The 22,689-nt window shown below is 67.2% G+C and carries 18 protein-coding genes and 1 tRNA gene; 14 read left to right on the forward strand and 5 right to left on the reverse strand.

Features of this window, described 5'->3' with window-relative positions; genetic code table 11:
• Positions 1 to 45 precede the first annotated feature (45 nt).
• The 9 genes from AB0E56_RS11075 to AB0E56_RS11115 all read left to right on the forward strand — a co-directional run bounded on the left by AB0E56_RS11075 (position 46) and on the right by AB0E56_RS11115 (position 12,553).
• On the forward strand, positions 46 to 276 hold the full coding sequence (locus AB0E56_RS11075; RefSeq protein ID WP_359798911.1) for an HGxxPAAW family protein: 231 nt from the start codon (positions 46 to 48) through the stop codon (positions 274 to 276).
• Positions 276 to 1,049 carry an indole-3-glycerol phosphate synthase TrpC gene (trpC, locus tag AB0E56_RS11080; RefSeq protein WP_359798913.1) on the forward strand — a complete coding sequence of 258 codons (774 nt, stop codon included), beginning with the start codon at positions 276 to 278 and terminating at the stop codon, positions 1,047 to 1,049. The genes AB0E56_RS11075 and trpC overlap by 1 nt, the downstream gene beginning before the upstream one ends.
• Positions 1,049 to 2,317 (forward strand): tryptophan synthase subunit beta, encoded by a 1,269-nt coding sequence (gene trpB, locus AB0E56_RS11085; protein ID WP_359800047.1) that lies wholly within the window; start codon positions 1,049 to 1,051, stop codon positions 2,315 to 2,317. Before trpC ends, trpB begins: the two co-directional genes overlap by 1 nt.
• On the forward strand, positions 2,314 to 3,117 hold the full coding sequence (trpA, locus tag AB0E56_RS11090) for a tryptophan synthase subunit alpha (protein ID WP_359798915.1): 804 nt from the start codon (positions 2,314 to 2,316) through the stop codon (positions 3,115 to 3,117). Before trpB ends, trpA begins: the two co-directional genes overlap by 4 nt.
• A 10-nt stretch (positions 3,118 to 3,127) precedes the next feature.
• The gene (lgt, locus tag AB0E56_RS11095) at positions 3,128 to 4,153 is read left to right on the forward strand and encodes a prolipoprotein diacylglyceryl transferase (RefSeq protein WP_359798917.1); all 1,026 of its coding nucleotides are present in this window, start codon (positions 3,128 to 3,130) and stop codon (positions 4,151 to 4,153) included.
• Between the two features lie 145 nt (positions 4,154 to 4,298).
• Positions 4,299 to 8,822, forward strand: coding sequence for a glutamate synthase large subunit (gltB, locus tag AB0E56_RS11100; RefSeq protein ID WP_359800048.1), 4,524 nt, complete (start codon positions 4,299 to 4,301; stop codon positions 8,820 to 8,822).
• Positions 8,815 to 10,281: a glutamate synthase subunit beta gene (locus AB0E56_RS11105; protein WP_359798919.1), complete on the forward strand. Its 1,467-nt coding sequence runs from the start codon at positions 8,815 to 8,817 to the stop codon at positions 10,279 to 10,281. Before gltB ends, AB0E56_RS11105 begins: the two co-directional genes overlap by 8 nt.
• A gap of 57 nt (positions 10,282 to 10,338) precedes the next feature.
• On the forward strand, positions 10,339 to 11,787 hold the full coding sequence (gene pyk, locus AB0E56_RS11110; RefSeq protein WP_359798921.1) for a pyruvate kinase: 1,449 nt from the start codon (positions 10,339 to 10,341) through the stop codon (positions 11,785 to 11,787).
• Between the two features lie 175 nt (positions 11,788 to 11,962).
• Positions 11,963 to 12,553: an alpha/beta hydrolase gene (locus AB0E56_RS11115; protein ID WP_359798923.1), complete on the forward strand. Its 591-nt coding sequence runs from the start codon at positions 11,963 to 11,965 to the stop codon at positions 12,551 to 12,553.
• Positions 12,554 to 12,575: 22 nt separating this feature from the next.
• On the opposite strand, the gene AB0E56_RS11120 is transcribed toward AB0E56_RS11115, so the two are convergent.
• Positions 12,576 to 12,658: transfer RNA gene (locus tag AB0E56_RS11120), tRNA-Leu, on the reverse strand.
• 99 nt (positions 12,659 to 12,757) lie between these two features.
• Between AB0E56_RS11120 and AB0E56_RS11125 the strand changes: the two genes are divergently transcribed.
• Together AB0E56_RS11125 and AB0E56_RS11130 are read left to right on the forward strand one after the other, a co-directional pair.
• The gene (locus tag AB0E56_RS11125; RefSeq protein WP_017830602.1) at positions 12,758 to 13,378 is read left to right on the forward strand and encodes a response regulator; all 621 of its coding nucleotides are present in this window, start codon (positions 12,758 to 12,760) and stop codon (positions 13,376 to 13,378) included.
• On the forward strand, positions 13,378 to 13,956 hold the full coding sequence (locus AB0E56_RS11130; RefSeq protein WP_359798924.1) for a GNAT family protein: 579 nt from the start codon (positions 13,378 to 13,380) through the stop codon (positions 13,954 to 13,956). Before AB0E56_RS11125 ends, AB0E56_RS11130 begins: the two co-directional genes overlap by 1 nt.
• Here the strand turns inward: AB0E56_RS11130 and AB0E56_RS11135 are convergent.
• Positions 13,931 to 14,359, reverse strand: coding sequence for a hotdog fold thioesterase (locus AB0E56_RS11135; protein WP_359798925.1), 429 nt, complete (start codon positions 14,357 to 14,359; stop codon positions 13,931 to 13,933). The two genes, AB0E56_RS11130 and AB0E56_RS11135, sit on opposite strands and share 26 nt — an antisense overlap.
• A gap of 44 nt (positions 14,360 to 14,403) precedes the next feature.
• Here AB0E56_RS11135 and polA point away from each other — a divergent pair, with 44 nt between their 5' ends.
• From polA to AB0E56_RS11150, 3 genes are all read left to right on the forward strand, one after another.
• Entirely contained in the window at positions 14,404 to 17,037 is a 2,634-nt protein-coding gene (gene polA, locus AB0E56_RS11140; protein ID WP_359798927.1) for a DNA polymerase I, read from the forward strand.
• 40 nt (positions 17,038 to 17,077) lie between these two features.
• Positions 17,078 to 18,751, forward strand: coding sequence for a DUF885 domain-containing protein (locus AB0E56_RS11145; RefSeq protein ID WP_359798929.1), 1,674 nt, complete (start codon positions 17,078 to 17,080; stop codon positions 18,749 to 18,751).
• 158 nt (positions 18,752 to 18,909) lie between these two features.
• A complete protein-coding gene (locus AB0E56_RS11150) occupies positions 18,910 to 19,119 on the forward strand; it encodes a hypothetical protein (RefSeq protein WP_359798930.1) in 210 nt (69 codons plus the stop codon).
• A 1,145-nt stretch (positions 19,120 to 20,264) separates the two neighbouring features.
• Here AB0E56_RS11150 and AB0E56_RS11155 read toward each other — a convergent pair.
• The 3 genes from AB0E56_RS11155 to AB0E56_RS11165 form a co-directional block, all read right to left on the reverse strand.
• Positions 20,265 to 20,990: a hypothetical protein gene (locus AB0E56_RS11155; protein ID WP_359798932.1), complete on the reverse strand. Its 726-nt coding sequence runs from the start codon at positions 20,988 to 20,990 to the stop codon at positions 20,265 to 20,267.
• Between the two features lie 159 nt (positions 20,991 to 21,149).
• Positions 21,150 to 21,908 (reverse strand): TIGR02391 family protein, encoded by a 759-nt coding sequence (locus AB0E56_RS11160; RefSeq protein WP_359798933.1) that lies wholly within the window; start codon positions 21,906 to 21,908, stop codon positions 21,150 to 21,152.
• 22 nt (positions 21,909 to 21,930) lie between these two features.
• Positions 21,931 to 22,674 carry a hypothetical protein gene (locus tag AB0E56_RS11165; protein ID WP_359798934.1) on the reverse strand — a complete coding sequence of 248 codons (744 nt, stop codon included), beginning with the start codon at positions 22,672 to 22,674 and terminating at the stop codon, positions 21,931 to 21,933.
• Between the last annotated feature and the right edge of the window lie 15 nt (positions 22,675 to 22,689).

Here is a 22,689-nt window from a genome sequence, read left to right on the forward strand (position 1 = left end):
CCGATAGACTGATCCAGAACCGCACGTCGTCCCCCGGAGGAGAACATGACCAACCCGATCGCCGATCCCGGCCACGGACACTCACCTGCCGCCTGGACTGCCGTCGTGATCATGCTGGTCGGCTTCACCGCCGGCACCGTCGCGTTCTGCTTCGAGCAGCCCGCGCTCGTCTGGGCCTCTGTCGCCCTCATCCCGATCGGCGCGATCGTCGGTTGGGCGCTGTCCAAGGCCGGCTACGGCGTGAAGGGTCCGAAGTACGCTCCGAAGGCGCACTAATGGTCCTCGCCGACCTGACGGCCGGCGCTGTCGCAGACGCAGAGCGTCGCGCTCTGTCGCGTCCGCTCGCCGACGTCGAACGCGCAGCGCTGGAGCGTCCGGCAGCGAAGGATGCGCTCTCGTTCCTCGCGCCCGCCGATCGCGTCAAGATCATCGCCGAGGTCAAGCGCGCGAGTCCTTCACGCGGTGCGCTCGCAGAGATCCCGGACCCGGCGCTCCAGGCGTCCCTGTACGAAACCGGTGGCGCATCGGCGATCAGCGTGCTCACCGAGGAGCGTCGCTTCGGCGGCAGTCTCGCCGATCTCGAGGCCGTCACCGCGAAGGTCTCCCTTCCCGTGCTGCGCAAGGACTTCATCGCCACGCGCTATCAAGTGCTCGAAGCGCGCGCCGCCGGTGCCGACCTCGTGCTGCTGATCGTCGCCGGACTCGAGCCCGATGTGCTCCGTGACCTCTTCGGTTTCATCACCGAACTCGGCATGACACCGCTCGTCGAGACGCATTCCGCGGAGGAGCTCGAGGCGGCGATCGACCTCGGTGCGCCGCTCATCGGTGTGAACGCGCGGGATCTGAAGACCTTGGAGCTCGACCGCGACCTCTTCGGGCGGCTCGTGGAACGGATCCCGGACTCCGCCGTGAAGATCGCGGAGTCCGCAGTGCTGACCCCGGCCGACGTCGTGCATTACCGCTCGGCCGGCGCCGATGTCGTCCTCATCGGCGAGGCGCTCGTGACCGGAGACCCGGTCGCCACCCTCACACGTTTCCTGGAGGCATGATGAGTCTGCGTGCGCAGCACGGCCCCTTCTTCGGCGAGTTCGGCGGGCGCTTCATGCCCGAGTCGCTGATCGCCGCGATCGACGAGCTGACCGTGGCGTACGAGGCCGCGATCGAGGACCCGGAGTTCCGGAACGAGCTCGCGCAACTGCTGCACTCCTACGCCGGGCGACCGTCTCCGATCACCGAGGTGCCGCGGTTCGCCGAACACGCGGGGGGCGCGCGCGTCTTCCTCAAGCGCGAGGATCTGAACCACACCGGCTCCCACAAGATCAACAACGTGCTGGGGCAGGCTCTGCTGACCAAGCGCCTCGGGAAGACCCGCGTGATCGCCGAGACGGGTGCAGGGCAGCACGGCGTCGCCACCGCGACGGCGGCCGCGCTGTTCGGCCTGGACTGCACGATCTACATGGGCGAGGTCGACACCGAGCGGCAGGCGCTCAACGTCGCCCGCATGCGCCTGTTGGGTGCCGAGGTCATCCCCGTGACCTCGGGCTCGCGCACGCTGAAGGACGCCATCAACGACGCCTATCGCGACTGGGTGGCGTCGGTCGAGACGACCAACTACATCTTCGGCACCGCCGCCGGACCGCATCCGTTCCCGGCGATGGTCCGTGATTTCCAGAAGATCATCGGCGAAGAGGCGCGCGCCCAGCTGCTCGACGAGGCGGGTCGGCTTCCCGACGCGGTCGTCGCGTGCGTCGGCGGCGGGTCCAACGCGATCGGCATGTTCGACGCGTTCCTCGACGACGACGACGTCAAGCTCTACGGCGTGGAGGCCGCGGGAGACGGCGTCGACACCGAGAAGCATGCCGCCTCGATCGAACGCGGCCGTCCCGGCGTGCTGCACGGCGCGAAGACCTACGTGCTGCAGGACGAAGACGGGCAGACGGTCGAATCGCATTCGATCTCCGCGGGCCTCGACTATCCCGGCGTCGGTCCCGAGCACTCCTGGCTCGCAGACATCGGGCGTGCCGAGTACATCCCCGCCACGGATGACGAGGCCATGCAGGCTCTGCGCCTGCTCAGCCGCACCGAGGGGATCATCCCGGCCATCGAGTCGGCACACGCCCTCGCCGGCGCGCTGCGGCTCGGACGGGAACTCGGTCCCGACGGGCTGATCGCGGTCTGCCTCTCCGGGCGCGGCGACAAGGACATGGACACCGCCGCCCGCTACTTCCAGCTGTACGACGAGGCCGCTCTGGCGCACGACAGCTCGGCAGAGAGTGACGACGAGGAAGCGGCATCGAAGGGGGAGCCTCAGCTATGAGCCGTGTCGAACAGGCGATCCAGAAGGCTCACGACGCCGGTCGCAGCGCGTTCGTCGGCTACCTCCCCGTGGGGTTCCCCGATCTCGACACCAGCATCCAGGCAGCCATCGCGCTTGCCGAGAACGGCGTCGACATCATCGAACTGGGTCCGCCGTACAGCGACCCGGTGATGGACGGCGCGATCATCCAGGAGGCGACGACCAAGGCACTCGCCGCCGGGTTCCGGATGGCCGATCTGTTCACCGCGATCCGTGCGATCACGGCCGCGACCGATGTTCCCGTGCTCGTCATGACGTATTGGAACCCGGTCATGCAGTACGGCGTCGATCGCTATGCGGACGATCTGCTCGCCGCAGGCGGCGCCGGGCTCATCACACCCGACATCACGCCGGAGGCCGCGGGGGAGTGGATCGCCGCCAGTGAGCGCACGGGCCTCGATCGCGTGTTCCTCGCGGCACCGACCTCGTCGGACGAGCGGCTCGACCTGGTCGTGAAGTCGTCCACCGGCTTCGTCTACACCGTCTCGACGATGGGGATCACCGGGGAGCGGGCGGAACTCGACCGTGCTGCGCGGACCCTCGTCGGTCGGCTGCGCGCCCACGGAGCTCGTCGGGCGTGCGTGGGCATCGGCATCTCGACCGCCGAGCAGATCGCCGGAGTCTCCGAGTACGCGGATGGCGCGATCGTCGGCACCGCACTCGTCCGCGCCCTCCGTGACGGCGGCGTCCCCGCCCTCGCCGAGGTCACCCGAAACCTGGCTGCCGGCACCGCGTCGGCGCGCCCCGAGACCGACAACTAGAATCGCACTCATGTCCCTCGCGTTCCCCAGCACCTTCACGAGCGTGCTCGCCAGCATCCCGAGCCCCCCGGTGTCCTACTTCGACCTCGGGCCGGTACGCATCCACTTCTACGCGCTGTGCATCATTGCCGGCATCATCGCCGCCACGCTGCTGACCAACCGTCGCATCACCAAGCGCGGTGCGGAGCCGTGGGTCGTGATCGACATTTCGATCCTGGCGGTGCCGCTCGCGATCATCGGCGCCCGTATCTTCCATGTGCTCACCCACCCGAACTTCTACTTCGGTGAGGGCAAGAACACCTGGAACCCCTTCGAGCCGGGTTCGGTGTGGGCCATCTGGGAGGGCGGCATCGCGATCTTCGGTGCGCTCATCGGAGGTGCCATCGGCGCCTACCTCGGCTGCCGCTGGACCGGGATCCGCTTCTGGACGTTCGCGGATGCTCTGGCGCCGGGCCTCCTGCTCGCTCAGGCCATGGGGCGGTTCGGGAACTGGTTCAACCACGAGCTGTTCGGTCTTCCCACCGATCTTCCTTGGGGACTCGAGATCGAGTCGACGAACTCGGCCTTCCCTCCCGGTCTGCCGGAGGGGACGCTCTTCCACCCGACGTTCCTCTACGAGGTGATCTGGAACGGGCTCGGCGTGCTGGTGCTGCTGTGGCTCGGTCGGAAGCTCTTCTTCCAGTGGGGCCGCCTGTTCGCGATCTACCTCATCTGGTACAGCGCAGGACGCATCCTCTGGGAGTCGATCCGCATCGACCCGAGCGAGATCATCCTGGGCCTGCGCAGCAACGTGTGGGCGGCCATCCTCGGCGTGGTCGTCGGTCTGGTCATACTGGTCGTGCAGACGCGCCGTCACCCCGGCCTCGAGCCCTCGCCGTACCAGCCGGGTCGCGAGAAGACCGACGCCGACGCTGATGTACAATCGCAGAACAATCCCTCTGACTTCGTGGACGTGAGCGAGCCTCCGACCGAGGAAGTCACCGTGGGAGCCACTGCCACAAGCACCGCTCCCACGAGCGAGGACGGCTCCCGATAACGACGCCACCTCGTGGCGGGAGAACCATTGCACTGAACGAGCGGGCCGACGTTGTCCCCGGGTTTCACTGAAGATCTGAGGACGGTAACTGGTGTACTTCCAGCCACCCTACGGCGCGTCCGGCGCCTACCCCCCGAAGCAGGGCATGTACAACCCGGCGTTCGAGAAGGACGCCTGCGGCCTCGCCATGGTCGCGACCCTGCGCGGCGAAGCCGGGCACGACATCATCGCGTTGGCCCTCGAGGCCCTGCGCAACCTGGAGCACCGCGGGGCCATCGGCTCCGACGCGGGCACCGGGGACGGCGCCGGCATCCTGACGCAGATGCCCGATGCGTTCCTCCGCGCTGTCGCCGGCTTCGAACTGCCGCCCGTGGGGGAGTACGCCGCAGGACTGGCGTTCCTGCCTCGCGATTCGAGCGAGCGTCGCCAGCAGAAGGCCGGGATCGAGAAGATCGCCCGTTCCGAGGGGCTTCGCGTCCTCGGCTGGCGCGAGGTCCCCACAGCGAACGAGAACCTCGGCAAGCTCGCCGACGAGGCACGGCCCGCGTTCGAGCAGCTGTTCGTGAGCGCGGGTGGCGCGACCCACGCCGACGCGCCGCTCACGGGCATCGCCCTCGATCGCGTCGCCTACCGGCTGCGCAAGCGCGCAGGTCATGAGCTCGGCGCCTACTTCGTCTCCCTGTCCGCCCGGACCCTGGGCTACAAGGGCATGGTCACGACGCTCCAGCTGGAGCCGTTCTATCCCGACCTGCAGGACGAGCGCTTCGCCTCCGAGCTCGCGGTCGTGCACTCCCGCTACTCGACGAACACGTTCCCCTCCTGGCCTCTGGCGCAGCCGCTGCGCATGCTCGCCCACAACGGCGAGATCAACACCGTCGGCGGCAACCGCAACTGGATGCGCGCGCGCCAGTCGCAGCTCGAGTCCGAACTGCTCGGCGACATCGCGCCGCTGCTTCCGATCTGCACCGACGGCGCCAGCGACTCCGCCTCGTTCGACGAGGTCCTCGAGCTGCTGACCCTGACCGGGCGGAGTCTGCCCCACGCCATCATGATGATGGTGCCAGAGGCCTACGAGAAGCAGTCCGACATCACGCCGGAGCTGCGCTCGTTCTACGAATACCACTCGAACCAGATGGAGCCGTGGGACGGACCGGCCGCGCTCATCTTCACCGACGGAACCCTGGTGGGTGCGACCCTCGACCGCAACGGACTGCGTCCAGGGCGCTGGACCGAGACGACCGATGGTCTGGTCGTGATCGGCTCCGAGACCGGCGTGCTGCACTTCGAGCCGGAGCGCATCAAGCGCCGTGGCCGTCTGCAGCCGGGCAAGATGTTCCTGGTCGACACCTCGCAGCGTCGCATCGTCGAGGACAGCGAGATCAAACGCGACCTCTCCACGATGCACCCGTGGCAGGAGTGGCTGGATGCCGGTGCCGTGCGTCTCGCGGAGCTCCCCGAGCGCGAGCACATCGTGCACCCTCCGGCATCGATCACCCGGCGCCAGCGCACCTTCGGCTACACGGAGGAGGAGGTCCGCATCCTCCTCACCCCGATGGGGCAGACCGGAGTCGAGCCGCTCGGCGCCATGGGTTCCGACACCCCGATTGCCGTGCTCAGCAAGCGTCCACGTCTGCTGTTCGACTACTTCACGCAGCAGTTCGCCCAGGTCACGAACCCTCCGCTCGACTCGATCCGTGAAGAGGTCGTCACGAGCCTCAAGCTGGGCCTCGGGCCGGAGAGCAACCTCCTGTCGTGGGGTCCTGAGCACACGCGCACCGTCTCGCTCGACTTCCCCGTCATCGACAACGACGAGCTGGCCAAGATCCGGCACATCGACAAGGCCATGCCCGGACGATGGAGCGCCACGATCCGCGGCCTGTACCATTTCGACGCGGGCCCTCAGACGCTCCAGGACCGTCTCACGGAGATGTGCGCCGAGGTGGATGATGCCATCGAGAACGGCGCCGAGTTCATCATCCTGTCCGACCGCGATTCGAACAAGGACCTGACGCCGATCCCGTCGCTGCTCATGGTCTCGGCGATCCACCACCACCTCATCCGCCGCGAGAACCGGATGAAGGTCGGGCTCATCGTCGAGGCGGGCGATGTGCGCGAGGTGCACCACGTGGCGACGCTCATCGGCTACGGCGCCTCCGCCGTCAACCCGTATCTCGCGATGGAGACGGTCGAGCACCTCGTGCGCACCGGCTTCATCACCGGAATCACGACCGAGAAGGCCGTCAAGAACCTGATCTACGCGCTCGGCAAGGGCGTGCTCAAGATCATGTCGAAGATGGGCATCTCCACGGTGTCGTCGTATGCGGGTGCCCAGGTGTTCGAGGCGATCGGCCTCAGCCAGGAGTTCATCGACGCGTACTTCACCCGTACGGAGTCGAAGCTCGGCGGTATCGGCATCGAGGAGATCTTCGCCGAGAACCAGGCGCGTCATGACTACGCCTATCCCGAGGATGCGGCTGCGCGCGCGCATGAGCGTCTGTGGACGGGTGGTGAGTACCAGTGGCGTCGCGACGGCTCCCCGCACCTGTTCAACCCGGAGACGGTGTTCAAGCTGCAGCACTCGACCCGCACGCGCCGCTACGACATCTTCCGCGAGTACACGAAGCTCGTCGACGACCAGGCCGCGGAGCTGAAGACCCTGCGCGGACTGTTCCAGCTGCGCACCGGCACCCGAAAGCCCGTGCCGTTGGACGAGGTCGAACCCGTGTCGGCGATCGTCAAGCGGTTCTCCACCGGAGCCATGAGCTACGGCTCGATCTCCCGCGAGGCGCACGAGACCCTCGCCGTCGCGATGAACAGCATCGGCGGCAAGTCGAACACGGGTGAGGGCGGCGAGGACCCCGACCGGCTGGTCGACCCCGAGCGTCGCAGCGCCATCAAGCAGGTGGCCTCGGGACGCTTCGGGGTGACGAGCCTGTACCTCACCGAGGCGGACGACATCCAGATCAAGCTCGCTCAGGGCGCGAAGCCTGGCGAGGGAGGGCAGCTGCCCCCCACGAAGGTCTATCCGTGGGTCGCCCGTACCCGGCACGCCACGGCGGGCGTAGGCCTCATCTCGCCGCCGCCGCACCACGACATCTACTCGATCGAAGACCTCAAGCAGCTCATCTTCGACCTGAAGCGTGCGAACCCCGAGGCGCGCATCCACACCAAGCTGGTGAGCCAGTCCGGTATCGGTGCGGTCTCCGCGGGCGTGGCGAAGGCGCTCAGCGACGTGATCCTGGTGTCCGGCCACGACGGCGGCACGGGCGCGAGTCCGTTGAACTCGCTCAAGCACGCCGGAACGCCGTGGGAGCTCGGTCTCGCCGAGACGCAGCAGACGCTCATGCTCAACGGCATGCGCGACCGCGTCGTCGTCCAGGTCGACGGTCAGTTGAAGACCGGCCGGGACGTCATCATCGGCGCGCTGCTGGGCGCCGAGGAGTTCGGCTTCGCGACCGCGCCCCTCGTCGTCAGTGGTTGCATCATGATGCGCGTCTGCCACCTCGACACCTGCCCCGTGGGCGTCGCGACGCAGAACCCCGTCCTGCGCGACCGCTTCACCGGCAAGCCGGAGTTCGTCGTGAACTTCATGGAGTTCATCGCCGAGGAGGTGCGCGAGCTGCTGTCCGAGCTCGGCTACCGTTCCCTCGACGAGATCATCGGACGGGCCGACCTCATCGAGGTCGACGCCGCGGTCGAGCACTGGAAGGCCGAGGGACTCGACCTCAGCCCCGTCCTCGAGGGCCCTGCCTTCCCTGCCGGCGAAGCCCGCCGCCACGCACGCGCCCAAGACCACGAACTCGACAAGCACTTCGACGTCCAACTGATCGACATCGCCAAGAACGCACTGCTCAATGCGGAACCCGTGGTCGTGGAACTCCCGATTGCGAACACCGAGCGCGCGGTCGGCACGATGCTCGGCCACCAGGTGACCTCTAGGCATGGCGCCACGGGTCTCCCGGAGGGGACGATCGATGTCACGCTGCACGGGACCGCAGGACAGTCTCTCGGGGCCTTCCTGCCACCGGGCATCGTCCTGCGGCTCGAAGGCGACGCGAATGACTATGTCGGCAAGGGCCTCTCGGGCGGCGACATCACGATCCGGCCGCCTCGCGGCTCGTCGATCGCACCGCACGAGAACGTCATCGCCGGCAACGTGATCGGCTACGGCGCGACATCGGGCACGATGTTCATCTCGGGCGTCGTGGGCGAGCGATTCCTCGTACGCAATTCGGGCGCCACCGCGGTCGTCGAGGGTGTGGGCGACCACGCTCTCGAGTACATGACCGGAGGTCTGGCCGTGATCCTCGGCTCGACCGGACGCAACTTCGGCGCGGGGATGTCCGGGGGAGTGGCGTATGTCCACGCTCTCGACTCTGCCAAGGTGAACGCGCAGTCGCTGGGCGGCGGCGAGCTGCGTCTCGAGCCCCTCGACCGGGCAGACCTCGAGGTGCTGCGCAGCCTGCTCGTCGCGCACGTCGAACGCACGGCATCGCCGCGAGCCTCCGCTCTCCTGGAGAGCTTCGAGGAGAGTGCGTCGGAGTTCGTGAAGGTGCTTCCTCGGGACTTCGCCGCCGTGCGGAGCATGCGCGAGGAGGCACTGGCCGAGGGGATAGACCCCGACGGCGACATCGTGTGGAACCGCATCCTGGAGGTGACCGGTGGCTGATCCCAAAGGCTTTCTGAAGGTGACCGAGCGGGAACTTCCCGCACGACGTCCGGTGCCGGTGCGCATCATGGACTGGAAAGAGGTCTACGAGCCCGGCGACAAGGCGGTTCTCCGTCGCCAGGCCGGCCGCTGCATGGACTGTGGTGTGCCGTTCTGCCATCAGGGCTGCCCCCTGGGCAACCTGATCCCGGAGTGGAACGACCTCACCTGGCGGGGCGAGGGCCGCGCCGCCATCGAGCGTCTGCACGCCACGAACAACTTCCCGGAGTTCACCGGTCGTCTCTGCCCGGCACCGTGTGAGAGCTCATGCGTGCTCGGCATCAACCAGCCCGCGGTCACGATCAAGCAGATCGAGGTCTCGATCATCGACGAGGCGTTCGCGAAGGGCTGGGTCGAGCCGGAGCCGCCGGAGCGTCTGACCGGCAAGACCGTCGCCGTCGTCGGATCGGGCCCTGCCGGTCTCGCTGCCGCCCAGCAGCTCACGCGCGCAGGGCACACGGTCGCCGTGTTCGAGCGCGACGACCGGATCGGCGGTCTGCTCCGCTACGGCATCCCCGACTTCAAGATGGAGAAGACGCAGCTCGAGTCGCGCCTTCGCCAGATGCAGGAGGAGGGCACCCGGTTCCGCGCCGGTGTGGAGATCGGCAAGGACATCTCCTGGCCCGACCTGCGCGCCCGCTACGACGCGGTCGTGATCGCCACCGGCGCGACTGTTCCGCGTGACCTTGCGATCCCCGGACGTGACCTCGACGGCGTGCACTTCGCGATGGAGTACCTCGTCGAGTCCAATCACGCGGTCGCCGGCGACAAGGTCACCGACCAGATCAGCGCCGAGGGCAAGCACGTCATCGTCATCGGCGGCGGCGACACCGGTGCGGACTGCATCGGCACGGCACACCGCCAGGGGGCGCTCAGCGTCACGAACCTCGCGATCGGCAAGCAGCCCGGCGACACCCGCCCCGACCACCAGCCGTGGCCGATGATGCCGACGATCTTCGAGGTGTCCTCCGCGCACGAAGAGGGTGGCGAGAGGGTCTTCCTCGCGTCCACCGTCGAGTTCCTCGGGAACGAGGTCGGCGAGGTCCGCGCGCTGCGCGTCGCCGAGACCGAGTACGTCGACGGACGTCGTGTTCCCAAGAGCGGCACCGAGCGCGAGATCCCCGCCGATCTGATCCTCATCGCGATGGGCTTCACCGGACCGGAGCAGGACGGATACACCGAGGAGACCCTTCCGCAGGTGAGCGACCGCGGAGCGTTCCGCCGCGATTCCTCGTACGAGTCCACCGTCCCCGGTGTGTTCGTCGCCGGTGACGCCGGCCGCGGACAGTCGCTCATCGTGTGGGCCATCGCCGAAGGTCGGGCCGCCGCGGCGAACGTCGACCGGTACCTGATGGGAACGACCGTGCTCCCCGAGCCCGTGCGCCCGAGCGATGTCGCGATCGGACTCCAGCCCGCGTAGGCTGAGGCCGGCACCGTCGCCTGATCTACATCCCCCACTTCTACCCTGGAGCAATCTTTGAGACGCGCGAAAATCGTCGCCACCCTGGGCCCCGCCACCTCCACCTATGAGACGGTGCGCGCACTGATCGATGCGGGGGTGGATGTCGCCCGCCTGAACCTCAGCCACGGCGACTACTCCGTGCACGAGAACAACTACGCCAACGTGCGTCGTGCGGCCGAGGATGCCGGCCGCGCCGTCGCGATCCTCGTCGACCTGCAGGGCCCGAAGATCCGCCTCGGCAAGTTCGAGGGCGGACCGTACGAGCTCGCCAAGGGCGACATCTTCAAGATCACCACCGAAGACATCCTCGGCAACAAGGAGATCTCGGGAACCACGTTCAAGGGCCTCCCGCACGATGTGAAGCCCGGGGACTTCCTGCTCATCGACGACGGCAAGGTCCGCGTCGAGGTGGTCGAGACCGACGGCGTCACCGTCACCACCAAGGTGATCGTCGCGGGCGCCGTGTCCAACAACAAGGGCATCAACCTCCCGGGTGTCGCGGTGAACGTGCCTGCTCTGAGCGAGAAGGACGAGGACGACCTGCGCTGGGGTCTCCGCATCGGCGCCGACCTGATCGCGCTCTCCTTCGTGCGGAACGCCGCCGACGTGACCCGCGTGCACGAGATCATGGCCGAGGAGGGCGTCAAGGTACCCGTCATCGCCAAGGTCGAGAAGCCGCAGGCGGTCGACGCGCTCGAGGAGATCGTGGATGCCTTCGACGCGATCATGGTCGCTCGTGGCGACCTCGGTGTGGAGCTGCCGCTCGAAGCCGTGCCGATCGTGCAGAAGCGCGCCGTGGAGCTGGCCCGCCGCAACGCGAAGCCTGTCATCGTCGCGACGCAGATGCTCGAGTCCATGATCAACAGCCCCGTCCCGACGCGCGCCGAGACCTCGGATGTCGCCAACGCCGTGCTCGATGGGGCCGATGCGGTCATGCTGTCCGGCGAGACGAGTGTGGGCGACTACCCGGTCGTGGTCGTCGAGACCATGGCCCGCATCATCGAATCGACCGAGGAGCACGGGCTGGAGCGCATCGCGCCGCTCACGACCAAGCCCCGTACCCAGGGCGGTGCGATCACCCTCGCCGCGCTCGAGGTCGCCGAGTTCGTCGATGCGAAGTTCCTCTGCGTCTTCACGCAGTCGGGCGACTCCGCGCGTCGCCTGTCGCGTCTGCGGTCGCGCATCCCGATGATCGCGTTCACCCCTGAGCCGGGTATCCGTCGTCGTATGGCGCTCACCTGGGGTATCCGCTCGACGCTCGTCGACATGGTGCAGCACACCGACCTGATGTATCACCAGGTCGACGAGTATCTGCTCGGCAACGGTCTGGCAGAGGAAGGGGACAAGGTCGTCGTGATCTCGGGTTCCCCTCCCGGGATCATCGGCTCGACGAACGACCTTCGTGTGCACAAGGTCGGTGACGCGATCCGCGGTGCAGCACCGATCTACAAGGCGGGCGTCTGACGCACAGCATTCAGAGGGGGTGGGACTTCGGTCTCGCCCCCTCTGCCGTGTGGTCCGGTAGCTTTTGTCTCATGAGCCGAAGCCGTCTGTCGGGGAGCGCGTCATCGGAGCGCTGAGGAAAGCCGGCTGGTGGGTCGCCGATTATGCGTACGCCGGTTACTGGCAGGTGCGCGCGATGTTCGACCGCACCGACCCCGCGGCCTTCGCGTCGGGGAGCTCAGCGCACATCGTCGTGCTGCCCGGGGTGTACGAGACGTGGAAGTTCATGCAGCCCCTCGTGGAGCAGATACACGCGAGGGGGCACGCCGTCCACATCGTCGACACGCTTCATCGGAACGAGCGCCCGGTGGCAGAAATCGCCGCCTCCGTCGCGGAGTTCCTGCAGCGACGCGAGCTCACCGACGTGATCCTCGTCGCGCACAGCAAGGGCGGGCTCGCCGGCAAGCTCGTCATGACCGGCCATGCAGGAGAGAGGGTGCGTTCGATGCTCGCGATCGCGACACCGTTCGGCGGCTCTCGCTACGCCCGGCTGATGCTGTCGCGCACCCTGCGCGCGTTCTCACCGGAAGATCCCTCGATCGTGGACATGGCCCGACAGCTCACGGTCAACGAGCGGATCGTGTCGATCTACGCCGAGTTCGATCCCCACATCCCGGAAGGCAGCGAGCTGGCCGGTGCGAAGAACGTGCGACTCGAGACAGGCGGGCACTTCCGGATCCTCGCGCACCCTCGCGTCCTGGCCGAGCTCGCCGTCCTGGCGGAGTGATCGTCGGTCGTCGATATCTGTGTGCCGGCGGTGGGACTCGAACCCACACGCCCTTTCGGACAAAGCATTTTGAGTGCTCCGCGTCTGCCATTCCGCCACGCCGGCTCGTGTGTCGCGTCTACGACTTTAGCGCAGGCGGGAGGCTTGCTCCTCCGCACCGAGCCCCTACAGCCCGCTCACGGACCACTCCACTAGGATGGACGTGTGACAGAGCAAGAAGAGCAGGCCGAGCAGCCCACGTCATCCGCCCCGCGCCGCGTCGTCGTCGCCGAGGATGAGTCGCTGATCCGCCTCGACATCGTCGAGATCCTTCGCGACAACGGCTTCGATGTCGTCGGTGAGGCCGGTGACGGAGAGACGGCGGTGGCGCTGGCGACCGAGCTGCGGCCCGACCTCGTGATCATGGATGTCAAGATGCCTCAGCTCGACGGCATCAGCGCCGCGGAGAAGCTGCACAAGGGCAACATCGCACCCGTCGTCCTCCTCACGGCGTTCAGCCAGAAGGAACTCGTCGAGCGCGCGAGCGAGGCGGGCGCGCTGGCGTACGTCGTGAAGCCGTTCACGCCGAACGACCTCCTTCCCGCCATCGAGATCGCGCTGGCCCGCCACGAGCAGATCATCACGCTCGAGGCCGAGGTCGCCGACATGGTCGAGCGCTTCGAGACCCGCAAGCTCGTCGACCGCGCCAAGGGCCTGCTCAACGAGAAGATGGGCCTGAGCGAGCCCGAGGCGTTCCGATGGATCCAGAAGGCGTCGATGGATCGGCGCTTGACGATGCAGGACGTCGCCAAGGCGATCATCGAACAGCTCGCTCCCAAGAAGTAATGGCGTCGGCCGGGATGCTCCGGCTCGACACCGAGCACATCCTGCGGCCAGTCCGCCTGGGTGACGGTGCCGCACTCTCGCGTGCGTACCTTGCGAATCGCGAACACCTCGCACCGTGGGAACCCATCCGCTCCGAAGGGTTCTTCACCGTCGCATCCCAGGAGCAGCACGCGCAGCAGTGCGTCGATGACGCCGCGGCAGGACGGAGCCTCCGATTCGTGATCGAGTCGGAGGACGGCGAGATCCGCGGCAGGATGAACCTCAACAACATCGTGCGCGGCGCCTTCTGGAGCGCGGACCTCGGCTACTGGATCGATGCCTCACGCCTGCGTAGGGGCCTCGCGAGTCGTGCCGTCGGGCTGATCGCCGCGTACGCGCGCGATGAACTGCGCCTGCATCGCCTGCAGGCCGCGACGCTGCTGCACAACCTCGGCTCTCAGCACGTGCTGCTCGGCAACGGCTTCGAGCGGATCGGACTCGCCCCGAAGTACCTGCTGATCGCGGGGGAGTGGCAGGACCACCTGCTGTTCCAGCGGCTGCTCGAGGTGCCGGTCAGCTCCCCGAGGGAAGGTCCTTGATCATGTTCGTGATCCGGATCGTCGAGCAGCGACGCCCCTGATCGTCCGTCACCACGATCTCGTGCACCGTGATGCTCCGCCCGAGGTGGACCGGGGTGCATACGCCGGTCACGACTCCCGACGTCGCCGACCGGGTGTGCGTCGCGTTGATGTCGACACCGACCGCGAGTCGACCGGCGCCCGCGTGCAGATTGGCTGCCATCGACCCGAGGGACTCGCCGAGCACGACGTACGCTCCGCCGTGCATGAGGCCCACGGGCTGGGTGTTGCCCTCGACAGGCATGGTCGCCACGCAGCGATCCACGCCGAACTCGACGAACTCCATGCCCATCTTCTCGGCGAGAGCGCCCATACCGCGGGCTGTGGCCCACTCGAGCCCTTCACTCGTCGCGACGTCGCTCATGATCCTCCTCAGCGGGTGTCTGTCGTCCTCGTTAGGCTGACAGGGTGACGGACTCCGCAAAGCCTACCCTCATGGTCGTCGACGGCCACTCACTCGCCTACCGTGCTTTCTTCGCCCTCCCGGTCGAGAACTTCACGACCAAAGACAACCAGCACACGAACGCCATCTACGGCTTCCTCTCGATGCTGGTGAACCTCATCAAGGCCGAGCAGCCCACGCACATGGCGATCGCCTTCGACACCTCTCGCCATTCGTTCCGCACCGACGAGTACCCGGAGTACAAGGCGACGCGCTCGGAGACCCCGCAGGAGTTCCGGGGGCAGATCCCGCTGCTCCAGGACTGCCTCGCCGCGATGTCGATCCCCGTTCTCACGAAAGAGGGGATCGAGGCCGACGACATCCTCGCGACCCTCGCGGGTCAGGGAGCCGAGCTCGGCTATGACGTCCTCGTCGTCTCAGGAGACCGCGACACGATCCAGCTCGTCAACGACGATGTCACGCTGCTCTACCCGTCGGTCCAAGGTGTCTCCCAGCTCAAGCGCTATGACCCCGTCACCGTGCAGGAGCGCTACGGGGTCCGACCCGAGCAGTATCCCGACATCGCTGCACTCGTGGGCGAGACCAGCGACAACCTCCCCGGCGTGCCGAAGGTCGGGGAGAAGACCGCGGTCAAGTGGCTGACCCAGTTCGGTTCCCTCGACGAGCTGATCGCGCGCGCCGATGAGATCAAGGGAGTGGTCGGCGGCAACCTCCGCGACCACATCGACGACGTGCGACGCAATCGCAAACTCAACCGTCTGCTCACCGACGTCGAGTTGCCGGTGGGACCGGCCGATCTCGCCGTCACACCGATCGACGCACAGGCGGTGCGCGACATCTTCGCCCGCCTCGAGTTCCGCACCCTGCTGCCCCGGGTGTTCGAGGCCGTCGGAGCAGGCGAGGTGGCGGACGACCCCGCGTCCGTCGTCGTGCTGCCCACGCCCGTCGAGGTCTCGGCGACCGATCTCGCCACCTGGGCGGCCGCGCAGGACGGCGACGTCGCGATCCGACTCGCGACGCAGGGCGGCGCCCCGGTACGCATCGGCGCCGCGACGGCGAGCGAGCTGCGCGAGTCCGATTGGACGGATGGTGCAGCCGACGCACTGCGCGGATGGCTCGAGTCCAATGCGCCGAAGGTGCTGCACGACGCGAAGCCGCAGGTGAAGGCACTGATCCGTCAGGGCATCCGCCTCCGTGGCCTCGCGTATGACACGAGCCTCGCCGGATGGCTGCTGCGCCCGAGCTTCCCCGACAAGACTCTCGCCGATCTCGTCGAGCGGTATCTGGGCGAGAAACTGCCGGAGGCCGACCCGTCGCAGCTCGTTCCGGAGACCGAGGGTGCGACGCCCTCACAAGAGGCATGGTTCGCGCTTCGGGTCGCGGACGCCCTCCGTGAAGACATCCCCGAATCGGTCGCCGGGGTGCTCGTCGACATCGAGCTGCCGACGCTGCTCACCCTCGCCGACATGGAGGTCGCCGGCGTGGCTGTCTCCCACGACGTGCTCTCCACCTTCTCGAGCGAGCTCGCGACCCGTGCCGAGGGACTGGCACAGGAGGCGTTCTCGGTCGTGGGCCGCGAGTTCAACCTCGGCTCACCCAAGCAGCTGCAGGAGGTGCTGTTCGAAGACCTCCAGCTGCCGAAGACCCGAAAGACGAAGACCGGCTATTCGACGGATGCCGCCGTGCTCGCGGATCTGCAGGAGAGCCATCCGCATCCGTTCCTGAGCCTGCTGCTGCAGCACCGCGAAGCGACCAAGCTCCGTCAGATCATCGAATCGCTCGACACGGCCATCGGGGCCGATCACCGTGTGCACACGACATACGTCCAGACAGGGAGTCAGACCGGGCGGTTGTCGAGCACCGATCCGAACCTGCAGAACATCCCGGTGCGCACCGAGGAGTCCCGCCGCATCCGCAGCGCGTTCGAGGTCGGCGAGGGATACGAGGCGCTCCTCACGGCCGACTACTCGCAGATCGAGATGCGCATCATGGCGCACCTCTCGGGCGATGAAGGGCTGATCGAGGCTTTCAACAGCGGCGAGGATCTGCATCGCTTCGTCGGCGCGCGCGTCTTCGGCGTCGATCCGAGCGAGGTCACGCCCGCGATGCGCACCAAGGTCAAAGCGATGTCGTACGGCCTGGTGTACGGGCTGTCCGCGTTCGGGCTGTCGAAGCAGCTGCGCATCGAGCAATCCGAGGCGAAGCAGCTGATGGTGGAATACTTCGCGAGATTCGGTGCCGTCCGCGACTACCTCCGCGCGTCCGTCATGAAGGCCAAGGAGGTCGGGTACACCGAGACCATCTTTGGCCGCCGTCGACCGTTCCCCGACCTCGCGAGCCCCAACCGCGTGCTGCGCGAGAACGCCGAACGCGCCGCCCTCAACGCGCCGATCCAAGGCAGTGCGGCCGACATCATGAAGATCGCACTGCTGCACATCCATGACGACCTGCACACGGAGGGTCTCGCTTCTCGGGTGCTGCTGCAGATCCACGACGAACTCGTGGTCGAGGTCGCTCCGGGGGAGTGGGATGCCACGGAGCGCATCGTGCGCGCCCGGATGGGTGATGCCGCCGAGCTCTCTGTTCCGCTCGACGTGCAGGTCGGGCGCGGTCGGGATTGGAACGAGGCCGCGCACTGAGCGCCGGTGCGGCGAGGGGTCGGGGATTAGGCTGAAGGGTATGACTTCAGCTCCCCGCACTCCCTCCGCCATCGACGCCGTCGCCGATGAATGGGTCGACACGATCGCGGTTCTGGCGCCCACGCTCGGCACCTACATCGGCCGCGACGAGGTCAACGATCGGTTCGGCGACCTCAGCCCCGCCGGGCATGACGAGATCGCTGCGGCGACCCGTGCGACTCTCGACAAGCTGTCGGCGCTGGAACCAGCCGACGCGATCGACGAGGTGACGAAGACCGACCTGAGTTCCGAGCTCCGTCTGGATCTGGAGTTCCACGAGGCGAAGTGGCATCTGCGTGACCTGAACGTGATCGCTTCGGCGCCGCAGGATGTGCGCTCTGCGTTCGACCTCATGCCGACGGCGACCGTCGACGACTGGGACGTGATCGCCACACGTCTCGCGGCCGTTCCCGCGGCACTTCGCGGATACGTCGAGACGCTCCGCACCGGTATCGCCGAGGGCATCACTCCTGCCCGTCGTCAGGTCACCGAGGTGGCGCTCCAGATCGACCGCTACACCGCGGACGACGGTTTCTTCGCGGCGTTCGTCGCGCATGCCGACCCCGACGAGGGCCAGCTCCCCGCGTCCCTCGCTCGGACACTGGCAGACAACTCCGCGGCCGCACGGGTCGCCTACGACGAGCTGCGTCGGTTCCTCGCCGAGGAGCTGGCGCCCGTCGCCGGCGAGGTCGACGCGGTGGGACGTGAGCTCTACGCGTTGAACTCCCGCCGATTCCTCGGGGCGACGATTGATCTCGACGAGACCTACGAGTGGGGGCGCGAGGAACTCGATCGCATGGTGGCGGAGCAGACCGCGATCGCGAACGAGATCCTCCCTGGCGCGTCGGTGGAGGAGGCGGTCGCCCATCTGGAGGCCGATCCTTCACGCAAGCTCGTCGGCACCGACGCGCTCCAGAAGTGGATGCAGGAGACCAGCGATCGGGCGGTCGCCGAACTCGCCGCGTCGCACTTCGACATCCCGGAGGCGATTCGGACCATCGAGTGCATGATCGCCCCCACGCAGGAGGGTGGGATCTACTACACGGGCCCGACCGATGATTTCTCACGCCCCGGCCGGATGTGGTGGTCGGTCCCGGAGGGCGTGACGGAGTTCGACACGTGGCGGGAGCTGACGACCGTCTATCACGAGGGCGTACCGGGACACCACCTGCAGATCGCCCAGGCCGTGTACAACCGGGCCGAACTCAACTCCTGGCGTCGACTGCTTGCCGGCACGTCGGGTCACGCCGAGGGCTGGGCGCTCTACGCCGAGCGTCTGATGGAGCATCTCGGGTACCTCGACGATCCCGCCGACCGCCTCGGCATGCTCGACGGTCAGCGGATGCGTGCCGCCAGAGTGGTGCTCGACATCGGCGTGCACCTCGGCAAGCCGCGCCTCGACGGCACCAGCGTGTGGGATGCCGAGTACGCGCTCGAGTTCATGCGCCGCAATGTCAACATGTCGGATCAGTTCGTACAGTTCGAGGTCAACCGCTACCTCGGCTGGCCCGGTCAGGCGCCGTCGTACAAGGTCGGCCAGCGCATCTGGCAAAACATAAAGTCTGAGTACGCGGCAAGTCAGGGCGCGGACTACTCGGAGAAGGCGTTCCACAAGAAGGCGCTAGACCTCGGCGGCGTCGGGCTGGATACGCTCCAATCGGCCATGCTGCGCTGAGAATTGCGGTTGGCATGCGGCCCCCGTCTCACTTGAGGCGGGGGCCTTTGCGCGCCCAGATGCGCATGTGGACGTGCGCGTGGAACCTGCGGGAAGTGGGCGTTAGTCGTTAAGGTCGGTCGCGGCGGCTCGATGGTCGAGCGCCAGAAGGAGGCGACATGTCGGAGACGATCGCGACGTACCGGGCCCTCCTGAGGGACTACGGCGTCGAGCTGATGGGCGAGGCTATGGGCTGGTGGGCGGCGGGGCTCGACGCCGAACGCCGGGCGGCGGTCGACGAGACCATCGAGTGTGCCGGGGACATCGCCGAGGCCGTACTCGATCTGCTGCTCGTGGGCCCCGCCCTAGGGGGGGATGAACGACGATGACTTCGGGGTGGTGGCGGCGCTGGTCGAGGCGCTCGCGGCGGCAGAGGAGCCGCTCGCGACCGCGGCCTAGGAGAGCGCTGGAGGGCGTCTGACATGTCGAAGATGCCAGAGACCCCTGGGCGCCATCCTAGGCGCTGGAGCGGCCTCCCAGGCGTCGTGCCGGGACGGCGAAAAGGCCCCCAGCTCGCTCGATTTCTCGGGCGGCTGGGGCCCCTTGATGTGCGTGGTCAGTCGGCGTTGAACGGGTCCGGTGTGATGTCGGCGACACCATGCACTGGGCAATTCCACGCCAGCGCTAGGGAGTCGCCGGAGAGGCGCTCCGGGACCCGGGGCACGCCGCACGTCGGGCAGTCGCGCCCCGCCGTCGAAGCCGTCATTCATCGCTTACGCCGCCTCAAACGCTCGGTCGACAACACGCGCGTCCTATGTGGTCTGTGCTCTATGACCTGGGGATGGTTCGGGTCTAGTGCGCGCACCATACGCACTACGCCTCTTGACCTGCGTGTCGTACCGTCGCCTAGCTTGATCTCGATGTGCCAACTGTGATCTAGCGCACCGTGGCCCTGCATGGCGGCGGCGAGGCGAGCGGCGTCAATATCAGCGACGAAGCTGTGAGCGGGTTTAAGTTCGGCTGGAAGGCTCGCCGACCGATCGTGTACGTAGTTGGTGAGCCCCCACGACATGCGCGAGTCGGCTGCGGAACGTAGGCCAATGCTCACCAGTTCACAGGCAGCACGTCCCTTGTTGACGACGGTGATCTGCAAGACCGGCGGGTCGTCATCCGTTATGCGAAGTTCACCCCGCGGATGAGGGCGAGGGCCGTTTCGCGACCACTGGAAGGCCTGCCAGGCAAGAGACACCAGCGACAGCACGATTGCGATGCCTGACAACGCTATTTCCATGAGGCCTCTCCGTCGCGACCAACCTTAGGAGGCAAGCGTATCGTTGAGGTCCCACAGAGGGGGGAGCTCATCGGCTACGCCTCTCGTTGTTGGCGGTGATGCGCGGGTGCCGCACTCGGCACAGAAGCCGTTGACCTCGGCGACGTGTTCGTCGTCGTTCGGACAAGAGATGAACGAGGGGGACTGATCGGCCTCAGCGGACATGGCGTACCTCCAAAGCTCCCGTCGCGGTGACGGGTGAACCTATTGGTTGCCTTTGGCTGGTGCCTTCGCTCTGTTGGTCGGTGTTCTCAGGGTACTAAATCCGGCGGAGATGGCCGCGGAGACCTGTGTCCGGGCATACCGGTGGGAGGGGGTTGGAGGTTCCCCCGGGGGGCAGAGGCGGCGGCTGAGGTGAGCCAGCACCTCGGCCCGCGTCGCGATGACCTTAGGCGGGTTCACAGAGATGATCTGAGCGATGAGCGGCTCGCCACCGTCGAGTACCTTGGCGAGTGCCGCGGCCTTCTGCTTGTTGTAGTGGTCGATAATCTTGCCGCCGACGTGGATGGCTACGGCGTTGGCGTCGTAAGGGTTGTCCGGCTCGCGGACGAGTTCGGCAGGGCCGAGACGGGCCTTGGTCTCATAGTGGCTAGCGCCGCGAACGGTCGCGCCCCAGATGCCGAGGCTGCGGAGCTGGCGGGCCTTGACGTTGACTAGCTTGCCTGTCGTGTCCTCGGTGAGCCACAGTTCGCCGCGGTAGCGAGAGAGGTGGAGTGGCGGGAGGCCATCGGGGCGCGGCACGAGTAGCTCGGCCTGTCGGTCGGCAGGTAGGTAGGGGCTTTCGTAGCCCTCGGGCGGCCCCTGAGGACGTTCGACCCGTACGGAGATGGTGATGTGTCGGGGCTGAGGGTCGGCGGTGCTCTCGGGCGGAGCTGGGCGGGCCTCTGTGCCCAAGCCGAACGCTGCTCGGAGTGTGTCGAGAAGGCCCATGCGGTCATCCTAGGAGCGCGTGGGCCGGGCATCGATGCCCGGTGACTGGCTGCAACGCCAGAAAGCCCCCGTCTCGGATGCGAGCGGGGACCTATCGCCGGCGGCGTTCAGTTGCAGGCCGGGCTGTCGCGCCAGACGAGACCAAACGCGAAGAACGGCCTATTGAGGGTCTAGGAGTGGCGTGTGGCTTTCTACTGTGTCTGCGTGGGGAGCTGGATCAACCGAGACAACCTCGGCGCGGTCGATCCACCGGCTCAATAGGCTAAACCCGGCGAGCGCTTCCAGCGCCTCGGTCTCGCTCAGCCCGTGAGCTTCCTCGGTCACGTGATTGACGGGGTTGCGCACGGCCGCGTAAAGGCCTTGACCAAGGGCACTTGCCCCAAGGTGTACGTCCTTGAAGAGGTCAGGGTTAGCGTGGTCGGTGAGCCTCAGCCGGGGATGTCCTGGCGTAGGCTCGCCAAGCCCGAAGACCTGTTGGAGTAGTTTGCTCTCTCCGACTCTGTGGTTGCCCACCTTGCCTTGCGTCCGTGAGTTGACGTTTACCGAGGCCGCCCACACCGCGGCGCGATGGTTGCCGCTGCGCCAGTGTGCCTCCGCTGCCTCCCATACCCACGGATGCAGCCGATCAGCCTCGATGAACGGGCCCGGGTCCGTCAGGCCGAGTTTTTCCCGGACCGCGACCCCGTCCGTCAGTTCCCACAGCAGCCGTTCGGCATGTTCGGGGTTGATCCAGCGGCGGCCCTCTCCATAAACGGCGATGGAGATGGCCTCTACGACATGCTCGGCCGCAGTTATCTCTGACTTTTCGCCTACCTTGCGCGTCTTGCGGTTTGAGGTTTGCTCACTGGGAGGCAGAGCGACCCGCTCGTTCAAGTGCAGGTAGTGGCGAAGCTGCTCGATTGCCCAGGCGACGTCCATGCGAGCAGGCTAGCGGTTGTGCTCATCCGGCGGGCGGTGGTTCGGCCTCGGCGGGGTTGCCCTCATCGAGGTACTGGAGCAGGGCAAGGCCCCGCGCGGACGCGCGGGGCTGGACCATGCCCCCTTGCGCCATGAAGGTGCGGAGCTGTGCGGAGGCGAGCCCGCGGCCCTCCAGGTCGTCTAGTGCCGCCTCTATCGAGACAGAGAACGTCATGTCGTGGTAATTGAGCGCGGCCTCCAGAGCGACTCCCGGGCTGCTGCCTAGACCGCTGTTCTCGTAGACGTGCGCGAGGTCGTGCGCGTCAAGCCATGCCCGAGGATCGGCGAAGAACGCTAGGAGCCAGATGTGGAGGTCCTCCAGCTCGATAATGAGGCGGAGGAAATCGGCGCGCTCGGCTCGGGGCGGTGCGCTGGGATCGAGCGCGGAGACAGCGGCGCGGGCGAGGCGCCGTCTCTTGGTGTGGCTGGCCGTCTCGGCGGCCTCGCGCTGTACACGGGCGAGCGTGGCGAGGAACTCGTCCGAGTTGACCACATCCGCGAGCGTAAGGGCGGTGTCGGAGCGTTCAGCGAGCTGCTGGAGTGCACTGACGACGCCGATATCGAACTCGTGGCGGCGTTCGCGCTCCCGCGCCGCCAAGGCGTGGTCCAGCGCGCGCCCGGCGAGCGGACCGAGGATGGGGATTGCGTCCAGCGCCATGCCGCCGACTGCCGCGAGGGTGTCCTCGGAGGGGTCATGCGGCGGGATGAGGTCGGCGAGGTCGGTCATACGCCGAGATTAGCC

Origin of the sequence: Microbacterium sp. NPDC028030, from assembly GCF_040637855.1 — a bacterium.
Lineage (GTDB): Bacteria > Actinomycetota > Actinomycetes > Actinomycetales > Microbacteriaceae > Microbacterium.

What these genes read in the sequence shown, in the direction of transcription:
- AB0E56_RS11075 (WP_359798911.1), top strand. Translation starts at nt 46, where the DNA reads ATGACCAACCCGATCGCCGATCCCGGCCACGGACACTCACCTGCCGCC.
- trpC (WP_359798913.1), top strand. Translation starts at nt 276, where the DNA reads ATGGTCCTCGCCGACCTGACGGCCGGCGCTGTCGCAGACGCAGAGCGT.
- trpB (WP_359800047.1), top strand. Translation starts at nt 1,049, where the DNA reads ATGAGTCTGCGTGCGCAGCACGGCCCCTTCTTCGGCGAGTTCGGCGGG.
- trpA (WP_359798915.1), top strand. Translation starts at nt 2,314, where the DNA reads ATGAGCCGTGTCGAACAGGCGATCCAGAAGGCTCACGACGCCGGTCGC.
- lgt (WP_359798917.1), top strand. Translation starts at nt 3,128, where the DNA reads ATGTCCCTCGCGTTCCCCAGCACCTTCACGAGCGTGCTCGCCAGCATC.
- gltB (WP_359800048.1), top strand. Translation starts at nt 4,299, where the DNA reads ATGTACAACCCGGCGTTCGAGAAGGACGCCTGCGGCCTCGCCATGGTC.
- AB0E56_RS11115 (WP_359798923.1), top strand. Translation starts at nt 11,963, where the DNA reads ATGTTCGACCGCACCGACCCCGCGGCCTTCGCGTCGGGGAGCTCAGCG.
- AB0E56_RS11130 (WP_359798924.1), top strand. Translation starts at nt 13,378, where the DNA reads ATGGCGTCGGCCGGGATGCTCCGGCTCGACACCGAGCACATCCTGCGG.
- AB0E56_RS11135 (WP_359798925.1), bottom strand. Translation starts at nt 14,359, where the DNA reads ATGAGCGACGTCGCGACGAGTGAAGGGCTCGAGTGGGCCACAGCCCGC.
- AB0E56_RS11145 (WP_359798929.1), top strand. Translation starts at nt 17,078, where the DNA reads ATGACTTCAGCTCCCCGCACTCCCTCCGCCATCGACGCCGTCGCCGAT.
- AB0E56_RS11150 (WP_359798930.1), top strand. Translation starts at nt 18,910, where the DNA reads ATGTCGGAGACGATCGCGACGTACCGGGCCCTCCTGAGGGACTACGGC.
- AB0E56_RS11155 (WP_359798932.1), bottom strand. Translation starts at nt 20,990, where the DNA reads ATGGGCCTTCTCGACACACTCCGAGCAGCGTTCGGCTTGGGCACAGAG.
- AB0E56_RS11160 (WP_359798933.1), bottom strand. Translation starts at nt 21,908, where the DNA reads ATGGACGTCGCCTGGGCAATCGAGCAGCTTCGCCACTACCTGCACTTG.
- AB0E56_RS11165 (WP_359798934.1), bottom strand. Translation starts at nt 22,674, where the DNA reads ATGACCGACCTCGCCGACCTCATCCCGCCGCATGACCCCTCCGAGGAC.